Here is a 7882-nt window from a genome sequence, read left to right on the forward strand (position 1 = left end):
GGTTTTTGCAAGCGCGATTAGGTGCTTTTCTGAGATGAGGGCTTTTAATTGATTTGAAACTTGGTTAATCTGCATGTGAACTCTGTTTTTAGTCATTTTTTTATTGGCGTAACTATTTGATCATTAACAGAGTTCAACTTCAAGTTTCTTAAGATCCAACCTATGAGGTGTCGTTAGCTATACGCTTACTTTCATTATCGCTAAAATAAGCGGTGCTTTACCTAACTGTTCTCCATTGAAGTTATATTTATTATAAGTTGGCATATAATTCCTTTTTAAATGATATTAAGTATTTAGAGGTTTTAATTATTTTTCAGATAACTCATTCGTAGAGCAAACAGACCGATGGCCTTTATATCTCAGCCTTTTCTTTGGTTCTAATCTGCCATCTGCAGTCCATTGCTTCGATTCTTCCTGTACTAGCGTTAAAACTACACCTGCCTTTTCATCATCTAACCCGATTTCTACAGTTTTATTGGGCTCGCTCCATAAAGAGATCACGTTACTTTTAGAAAACTCACCACCATTTGTAGAGCGTTCAACTATCCCATAAGGTGAAATAGTAAGGACACTACTTCCCGGCTCATCGACTAAAGTGTGCGAGTAATGCCCTGGCCAGCGACTTTTAAGTTGAGGTCCATCTAAAAGAAGAGCAACAACTAGATGAGGGGCTAATGATCTCAGTACACCTGAGATCGGCTCTTGCCTCGCAAGGTCTTCACATATTAATGGGCATATATGAGTTGAGCTTTTTTCAAATGAAAGTAATTTTCTAGATCCAATTAAACAGTCTTCCCACCACTTTACTTTTTTACCTTCAAAAACCTTCTGCAAGCCATAATTACTTACTTGTTGCTGATCAATAGCCCAGCGATGGTGCTTTTGTTGAGTCTCCACAACAAAGCAACTCGTGTTTTCGTCCCAAACTAATACCGATAAGCTATTCTCACCGTATGTACCGCCTGTTCCCTTTTTAAAAACACCAAATATAAAAGTCGGAACTTTTAAATCCTTGCTTTTAAAGTACCTACCTAATTCTGAAATAATAGTTTGCTTATTTACACTATCAATTGAACACTCTGGAATTACAACAAGATCTAAAGGGCTATCAGAACCCTCTACTGCATATATAATTTTTTTTGCTGTAATTAATTCTAAGTTAGAATATGAGAAGAACCCAAATTCATCATCCATTTGTAATAGTGGTTTTACAGCTGTATTGAAGAAATTATCTTCTACTTTCAATGGCCAAGGCAAAAGTAAAATATTAAAGTCTTTTTGCTCATTGCTGTATTCGACTTTTTGGGGTAGTGAGTTTATCTCTACACCTGCTTTTACATAAGCTAAATCGTGGCTCAAACTATTTAAGGATATACCTGATTGTGGTGTGTGGGTTTTATAATGGACGCTTCCGTAACTGGAATTACAATTTGAAAAGCTCAATATCGCTGAACTTTCTGAACGTGCTAGCTTTTTAACCTGGGCTGCAATGTATGCGGGAGCGCCCTCTGAAAATAAAGTATTTTTGATATTAAAAGCACAACTATCGCTTGCATTAAATAACTCTATTAACTGACTAAAATAAGTTCCGTTCTGGAGTAAATCACTAACTTGTTGACTTGCATTAGAACTCTTAAATAAATTGTACAAAAGCTCATAAAAACGGTCGGTCACTTCTATTGTTTTTTCATTTTTACTTAATAATATAGATTGTCGCCACGTTCGGTCATGCCTTCCTGTTGAGCTTTTATAGGGGAGTTCACTATAGTTTTTTAAAGATACTACGTTTTGATACACATCAAATGTATCAAGCATTCGAGCAATGATATGAAATGTATTCATAGGCCAAATGATATAAGATAGAAAAGTACCTTCTTCTAACGAAATAGCAATAAGACCATTTTTACTATTATTCTTTGGCACTTTAACGAACTCAGTAGCACGCCCCTCTGCATCATCACCTAATATTGTATTTCTTAAAAAAGTAGCTAATTGCATATTATAAGGCCTGTTCAACTATGGCGTCGGTTAGGTGGACTACTTCGTGCTTATTGGCTTTGGCCTCAATGACAGCAAGTGGCATACTGGGTTTATGGTAAAGCACTATCTCGGCCGATTTAACCGTTTTACGTACACCAAGTTGCCCACTAACGATTACTTTACCGTCACGAAGTTTAACCTCTTGGCGTATTTGGGTAATGTAGTCCCACCCTGAGGTTTTAACTGCGGGTAGAATAAACTTATTGATTATATCGGTTTCGCTGAGCTTTCTTTTATCCATAACTTAAATCATCCCTAAATACTGCGCAATGAGTGCGCACAACTCGTTGATTCAACGTGTTTCATGCTGTTTAGTGATGCTATATAAAATAGGGTTAATAAGCAAAAATAAAAGGTAAATTAAAAACGAGAGACACTGTCTCTCGTTTTTAATTTGGGGTTTACTTTTTAAGACGTACTGCGATCATTCATTGGCTAAATATAAACACTTAACACTATAGATATTTACATTTATTTTCCGCAGCAATTTTTATACTTTAAATTAGAGCCACACGAACAAGGTTCATTTCGTCCTAATTTAGTGGTTTTAGTACAACATTTTTGTGGTCCTATTTTTACTTTGGCATCTTTAATTTCATCTAGCAATCCAGAAAATAAATTGCGTAGCTGCCAGTACTTTTCATCAAGGTACAAAGCTGCATCTAAGTTACCAGTAGCAATTGCTTCGCATAAGTATTTTTGAGCTAGTCCGTCCTCTTTTTTAACTAACTCACCTTTGTAATAGATTTTTCCTAATTCAAACATTGATTTATTACAGCCTAGCCTTACTGCTTTTTTAAAAAACTCAACGGCTTTATCACCATCAATTGGACTAGCTTTGCCTGAAGAGTATAAAACACCTAACCTTTGATATAGAAAAACAGTATGCTCAGCCTTTTTGTGGGTTAGGTATTTATGTGCTTTTTTATAGTCTTCACTTAAGTAATGGCACCAGCCCAAATAAGCGTAAGCAGCGTAAAAGCCTCTTTTTGCTAATGCATTTAGTAATATTGTTACCTCAGTAATATGTAGGTTATCTACTTTATTATTAAGACATAAAAGAGCATATTTAAATACAATTTGATGGCTTTGCTGAGCAATACTAATTTGTTTATCATCAGCGCTAATAACATCACTTATCGTTTTTTTTGAGCAAAGTTGAAAAGCACTTTTATAAGACTCAGCTGCAAAAGAATACATAGCCTGCGCGCGCGCAGTGAAAGATTTGTCATCTAAGGCTTCGTTTTCAAACACTTTGCCCATTTTTTCGTAAAAAACACCTAAACTTAAATACTTTTTATAATCACAAGAGATTAAACAGTTAAACCATAAGTCTTTATGTTCTTGGCCTCCCACATCTATTAACTCATATTGAGGTAAACGCTCACCAAGCCATAAGCTCAGATAAGCACTTTCCAATAAGTCTAAGATTTTTGTTCTTGAGGCTAACGCCTTACTCAGTAATATTTCGTTACTCAACTCCTTATTATGTACTCCATCATTTGTTAACTCTCTAACAGCATGAAATAGCTCTCTATCAGCTCCATGAATTGCGCTGATATTTGCAAGTTCATTTATTTGCTCCCATAAGTTTTTATTAGTAAATTCATAACTATTGTGTTGCGCATATAGTAAGCATAAGGTCTCTAGTATCTTACGAAATTTAAACAAACTAACATCAGGGCTTACATTCATCAGTAATAGTGCATTTTTGTAATCTGACGCAATGGACTCTTTAAACAATGCTGCGAATTGTTCATCATTATTTATAGTGCTCATGCTGAGACTCCCTGTTTACACGCGGCGTTATTTTTAAGCTGATACTCGCTATTACTAATGAGGCTAACTGTATTATCCTTTTTATATCGGCTAGTAAACGTCTCCCAGTTTATTTTACAGACCTCTAATGCTTGCTTCACACCAACATCTAAAATTAAATCACCATAAACATATCCATTTTGAGTTGCGCTATTTTGATAAAAGCGTCCTTGAGGGTTAATCATTAAATAAGAATTTGTCATTGCTTCGTTATCTTCTGCCACCATGACTTCTTTTAATGAAGCGTGGTTTTTTACAAACCCAGAAAATTGATCATCAGAAACTAATAAGTTGTTATTTAACACAGGCAGCACCTGAAACACCTTCCATTTTTCGGGTTTTATATTTGCTATTAGCTGCTCGAATGATTCTTGGTAATTAAGGCTATTAACAACGGTGTTTACCTTTATTGTAATGGATGGATTAACGTTTCGAAGCTGTGTAACTGCTTTAATTAAATCATGGCTTCCAAAAGACTCCCCTTTACGATCTATTCGGCCAATATCTTTACGCGCAGTTAAATATTGGCTATCAAAACTGATCCCAATCATTGAAAACATGGCACCATAGTTATCTATAAAAGAGTCTGTTAGGTAATGACCATTCGTAATGAGCGATAAGTTAAAGCCGAGTGACTTTGTTTTTATAATTAACTTTGCAAAACGTTTTTTAAGAATTAACGGCTCGCCTCCTGCAAAATTGATACGCACACTTTTGTAAGGGAAAACTGCTTTTACTTGGTTGGTATTATCGTCAAAAAAGTAATTGGCTAACTTTTCAAGCATTAACTCTGCGTCTTGGCCATTAGCTTGTATTTCGTTGGGACGATCCCACTTTGCATAGCAAAATTTGCATGAGTAGTTACATACTTCTGTAACGTGATAATTAATAACTAATTCATCAATAGAGTTATTCATGCGAACCTCCTAACACAAGGCTCAATAGTGTTGTTTTAATAGCTGAATCAGCTAATGAAAGTTCATTGGTTTCATTGAGTAATGAAAAAAGAATTAAATGATACATAATAATCTCCTAATATCACCGCAGTGTGCGGTGACTTCAGGAGCAAGTATCAAACTGTGAAATTCACAAAAAAGGGAAGTCAGTAAATTTTTTAATATTTATTTAGCAATAAACTATATTCTTCGTACTCTGCTTTTTTAGCGCTGTATAGATTCACTAGCCATTGGCCATGTTCGCTAATAAACGCATCTGGGTTTTTAGTAATTAGTTTACCTAGAACACCAAACTCGCCTTCGATCACAGCCTTAAGAGCTAAATCATATGGGCTCGATTGCGTATCAAATTCAATAGAATTAGCAATCATCTCCAATGAACTATATTGACCTTCATTAAATGGATATGGGATTTCATCTTGTGACCAATCTATATTTTCATCTGATAGAAAAAGCCTTAAATCACCAATACGCTTATCAAGTGCTTGAAAGAGTAATTTTTTAGCCCTCCACTCCTTGGCAAACTGCTCAAAACTTGCAGTATTGATTTTTTCGCCATTGAGCCACTTTACAACTAATTTTTTATCTTCAAACAACGTATCTAGAATAACCAGATTACGGATAAATACATGATTACCTGCTTTAATAGGCTTTGGCACATAATCGACTGACTCTGATTTTTTATCTGCCTCATCAAGTAGTTTTGCTTTGAGGTTTTTATCTTTAACGTAATAATTTAAACGACTTCTCAACCGCTCTGGTAACAAGTTGCGGTCAATTCCTAAGGCTTGACAGGCAACTGCTGCAATACTTTTATTTTTACCTGCCATACTGTTCACCATAACAACCAAGGCGTTGCTTTACTTTATGGACAGTTAGCGCTCCTCTAGCAATGAGTGCGTAATTAATGTTGTAAGTATCTACTTTACACCGTTTTGCTACTCTATAAATTGCGCCAATACACATGCCTGCCAAATTAGCCTCTTTGAGGGATGTACTTAAAGAACTGAGCAGCGATTCTTTTTGCTCTAAAAACTCTGAGCAAGACTCTTTAAGATTAACCTTGTAGTACGAATCATACCCAGTGCATTGACCCGCTAAATGTGCTTCAGTCACAGAGGTTGAAAGCCTTTCTAATAGGGAGCGCTGTTGCTCTTTTTTTTCTTTACATGCAAGCTCTATATCAACGTTTGCAAAACTACTTGAGCTAAAAAGAATGAATACAACTAATATCAATCCTTTAAACATTGGCTGTGCCTGCTTCTGCTAAGTCTTTTTCAACTACTTGCTTTGATGGTTTTTCGTCAGGCTTAAAGTTAATTAGACACGAAATAAATAAGCTAATTATTATCACATCATCAATCCAATAAGCGTTATATTTACTCACAATAAGAAAAGGAATAATGCCTAGTAGGCTTACTTTTATTAGTACGTTTAGTGACTGAATACCTAATAAGCTGACACTAAATCGAAAAGGAGTGATAGCTAATTTTTTATATTTCCCAATTAAATTGCTCGCTGTTTTAATATTTACAATCCAAAACCAGCCTACTAGTAACTTAACAAACAAATTATCCTGAGTTTTAACCAATACTAAGAGGCTAATAACCCCAAGCACTAAAGTGACGATTAGCGTGATTAAAAAGTGAGATAGCGAGTGAATCCAACGGCTTGGTTTTGATAACTGCTCTATTTTTTTTGCTCTTGAAGTGAAATAAAACTTTGGTGGGTTTTTCTTAAGATCAGGCTTTTTCAGCTGTGATAAATATTCAAAAGCAATCATGTGTTTGGTTTTATATGTTGCCAAGCCATTGTCCGATAAATGAAAATCTTCGTTTTCGTCTAATAAAGTATTTTTTTTATCTAAATACGCTATTGCATCTAGCGCAGTAGTTACCTTTTCATCACTTTTATCAAGTTCCTTAGGTACTTCAAACCCTGTGTCTTTTTTTAGGGATGCAAGGTTTACTCGCCATTGCTGTATTAATTGATTCTGGGAGAGAGGGTTATCTTGAGTTTCTGCTTCTACTGTTTCAGCATTTTCACTGGTGATCGAAGACTCATTATTACTTTCCATATTTCTTTAAACATCCTTGTACAAATAACTAAAGCTCAGAACTGAGTCACTTTTGCAAACCGCATACAAATTACATAACTAGTAAATTTAAAAAATCAACTAACTAATGATATCGCAAAAATAAAGATTTAATGAAGCTTAATTTTAATAATACTGAAACGATCATATTGCGGGATCATTTTATTAAAATACTGAGCGCGCATTTTTCACCTACTAAACTTTGATTTTTATCTAGGGCTCTTTAGCGGCACTTTATTGTTTTAACTAGCTAACAACGTCCCTGCGGCTCGTTTTTCAAAGGCGAGATAAAAGCGGTGTATATTAAATAGGCTGGTAATGTCAAACCTTTTGCCATAAACTGCGCGTGCTTGGCCTCGCTGGTCATCTTCTACAATTAAGCGCCGTATTTGCCAATAAGCTTTCGCTTTGAGTAGACGGGTGAGTTTCATTAGTGGCCACTTCCTTTATTTATCATCACGTTCTTCACCCTAACCCAGTGCTGCTAAATTCATGTAAATAGCTTAAAGACCATATGTATTATTCACGCATAGTTAGCATTACCAGTAAGCGATGTTGGGTAGCCAGCCCAACAAGGTCTTCTACGGTTTAATTGTTTTGGTTTGCGATTGTACCTATGTTATTTGTGCTTATATTCTGCAGATACAATACTGCCGCGTAGCTTATTGGCGGCATCCAAAAGCGATTATTCAAACCCGACTTGTACTTGTTTTGTAGCTTTTTAGTTGCAGCGTCCATCGGGTCTCTCTCAGACCAGAATATCAATACAAATTATTGAGTTATCATACCGTAAAGAGCGCGAATTATTGAGACTTAATTAAAAATATATGAAGGGATATTTATCGATCACAATACGCAATATGCGAGCAGTTTGATTATTGCGACAGTATCGCCACTTTCGCTTCGTAACCCATTAAGCATAAAAACCAACCGACAAACTACCCCGTTAACCTCACATATTTCTCTGCCAGCT

Annotated in this window: 7 protein-coding genes and 1 pseudogene; all 8 read right to left on the minus strand. The window is 35.6% G+C overall.

The window, feature by feature from the left end; all coding sequences use genetic code 11:
* Positions 1-306 precede the first annotated feature (306 nt).
* The 8 genes and pseudogenes from HJP15_RS21470 to HJP15_RS21755 all read right to left on the minus strand — a co-directional run bounded on the left by HJP15_RS21470 (position 307) and on the right by HJP15_RS21755 (position 7340).
* Positions 307-1998 (minus strand): hypothetical protein, encoded by a 1692-nt coding sequence (locus HJP15_RS21470; protein ID WP_170174611.1) that lies wholly within the window; start codon positions 1996-1998, stop codon positions 307-309.
* A 40-nt stretch (positions 1999-2038) separates the two neighbouring features.
* Positions 2039-2281: pseudogene (locus tag HJP15_RS21475) on the minus strand (type I restriction endonuclease); the annotation flags it as partial.
* Positions 2282-2511: 230 nt separating this feature from the next.
* Positions 2512-3819 (minus strand): DUF4145 domain-containing protein, encoded by a 1308-nt coding sequence (locus tag HJP15_RS21480; RefSeq protein ID WP_283242283.1) that lies wholly within the window; start codon positions 3817-3819, stop codon positions 2512-2514.
* The gene (locus HJP15_RS21485; protein ID WP_170174613.1) at positions 3816-4775 is read right to left on the minus strand and encodes a viperin family antiviral radical SAM protein; all 960 of its coding nucleotides are present in this window, start codon (positions 4773-4775) and stop codon (positions 3816-3818) included. The genes HJP15_RS21480 and HJP15_RS21485 overlap by 4 nt, the downstream gene beginning before the upstream one ends.
* A 197-nt stretch (positions 4776-4972) precedes the next feature.
* On the minus strand, positions 4973-5644 hold the full coding sequence (locus tag HJP15_RS21490) for a hypothetical protein (RefSeq protein ID WP_170174614.1): 672 nt from the start codon (positions 5642-5644) through the stop codon (positions 4973-4975).
* A complete protein-coding gene (locus tag HJP15_RS21495) occupies positions 5634-6062 on the minus strand; it encodes a hypothetical protein (RefSeq protein WP_170174615.1) in 429 nt (142 codons plus the stop codon). Before HJP15_RS21495 ends, HJP15_RS21490 begins: the two co-directional genes overlap by 11 nt.
* Positions 6055-6891 carry a hypothetical protein gene (locus HJP15_RS21500; RefSeq protein WP_170174616.1) on the minus strand — a complete coding sequence of 279 codons (837 nt, stop codon included), beginning with the start codon at positions 6889-6891 and terminating at the stop codon, positions 6055-6057. The genes HJP15_RS21495 and HJP15_RS21500 overlap by 8 nt, the downstream gene beginning before the upstream one ends.
* A 260-nt stretch (positions 6892-7151) precedes the next feature.
* Positions 7152-7340 carry a DUF1016 N-terminal domain-containing protein gene (locus HJP15_RS21755; RefSeq protein WP_212760730.1) on the minus strand — a complete coding sequence of 63 codons (189 nt, stop codon included), beginning with the start codon at positions 7338-7340 and terminating at the stop codon, positions 7152-7154.
* Between the last annotated feature and the right edge of the window lie 542 nt (positions 7341-7882).

It is taken from the genome of Pseudoalteromonas sp. NEC-BIFX-2020_002, from assembly GCF_013002825.1.
Lineage (GTDB): Bacteria > Pseudomonadota > Gammaproteobacteria > Enterobacterales > Alteromonadaceae > Pseudoalteromonas > Pseudoalteromonas neustonica.

What these genes read in the sequence shown, in the direction of transcription:
- HJP15_RS21500 (WP_170174616.1), bottom strand. Translation starts at nt 6,891, where the DNA reads ATGGAAAGTAATAATGAGTCTTCGATCACCAGTGAAAATGCTGAAACA.
- HJP15_RS21485 (WP_170174613.1), bottom strand. Translation starts at nt 4,775, where the DNA reads ATGAATAACTCTATTGATGAATTAGTTATTAATTATCACGTTACAGAA.
- HJP15_RS21490 (WP_170174614.1), bottom strand. Translation starts at nt 5,644, where the DNA reads ATGGCAGGTAAAAATAAAAGTATTGCAGCAGTTGCCTGTCAAGCCTTA.
- HJP15_RS21480 (WP_283242283.1), bottom strand. Translation starts at nt 3,819, where the DNA reads ATGAGCACTATAAATAATGATGAACAATTCGCAGCATTGTTTAAAGAG.
- HJP15_RS21495 (WP_170174615.1), bottom strand. Translation starts at nt 6,062, where the DNA reads ATGTTTAAAGGATTGATATTAGTTGTATTCATTCTTTTTAGCTCAAGT.
- HJP15_RS21755 (WP_212760730.1), bottom strand. Translation starts at nt 7,340, where the DNA reads ATGAAACTCACCCGTCTACTCAAAGCGAAAGCTTATTGGCAAATACGG.
- HJP15_RS21470 (WP_170174611.1), bottom strand. Translation starts at nt 1,998, where the DNA reads ATGCAATTAGCTACTTTTTTAAGAAATACAATATTAGGTGATGATGCA.